The organism is Sphingobium chlorophenolicum (genome assembly GCF_000722875.1).
GTDB lineage: Bacteria > Pseudomonadota > Alphaproteobacteria > Sphingomonadales > Sphingomonadaceae > Sphingobium > Sphingobium chlorophenolicum.
Genome location: NZ_JFHR01000128.1, coordinates 1 through 941, shown reverse-complemented (window position 1 = coordinate 941; position 941 = coordinate 1). Strand labels below are relative to the sequence as shown.

The 941-nt window shown below is 69.5% G+C and carries 2 protein-coding genes; both read left to right on the top strand.

All coding sequences use genetic code 11. From position 1 onward, the window contains the following. Positions 1 to 641: type II secretion system F family protein (locus tag BV95_RS22550; protein ID WP_037457615.1), on the top strand; the 641-nt coding region annotated here is incomplete at its 5' end. Continuing rightward, on the top strand, positions 638 to 941 hold a 304-nt coding region (locus BV95_RS22545), incomplete at its 3' end, for a tetratricopeptide repeat protein (protein WP_338057867.1). The genes BV95_RS22550 and BV95_RS22545, both read left to right, overlap by 4 nt.

The window sequence follows — 941 nt, the reverse complement described above, 5'->3', positions numbered from 1 at the left end:
GGTTCGTCTGGGCGCGGATGGGGGCGACCGGGGGCGTGGCGCTGGCGGCGATGCTGGTTTCGCGGGTGGTGTGGGGCGGCTTTTTCGCGCAGCCGCTGCTGATCGTGATCGTCGCCGGGCTGACCTATGTGGGGGCGAAGCAGGCGATCCTTTTGCTGGCGGCGCGGCGGGCGCGGGCGATCATGGCGGAATTTCCCTTCCTGCTCGACCTGATGCTGATGATGCTGGAGAGCGGCGTTTCGCTGGACCAGTGTTTCCGGTCGATTGCGCGGGACGAGGCCATTGCCGTGCCGCACCATGCGCGGCTGATCGCGATGCTGGTGGCCGATCTGGAGCGCGGGATGCGGTACGATCTGGCGCTGGACCGCTGGGCGGCGCGGGTGGCGGTGAGCGGGGCGCGGGAATTGGCCGCCCTGTTCCGGCAGGCGCTGTTCCAGGGGGTGGAGCTGGCCCCTGCCCTGCGCGAATTCGTGCGGGAATTCACGCAGCGCCGCGTCATGCGCGCGCGGGAAGCGATGGGCGGCATCACCGTGCGGATGGTGGTGCTGATGATCCTGTTCTTCATGCCCGCCCTGTTCGTGGTGCTGGGCGGGCCGCCGGTGGTGGCGATCTTCGACACGTTGCGGGGGATTTCGCGATGAGGTGGTTGCTGGCGGCGCTGCTGATGGGGGCGGCCCCTGCCCTTGCGGAGGAGGCGCCGGATATGCGGGGGCTGTATCTGCAACTGATCCATCAGGCGCGGAGCGACGGGCGACCGAGGGCAGCGCTGGCCTATCTGGACGATTTCGAGCGGCGCTATCCCGGCGATGTCGAGGCGCGGCTGTTGCGGGTCAACAGCCTGATCGACCTGGGGCAGATTGACGCGGCGGAGGCGGCGGCCTTCTATGAGCGGGCGGGTCGGGGCAGGCCTGCGGATGCCCTGCTGCGCAATGCCTGGGGCT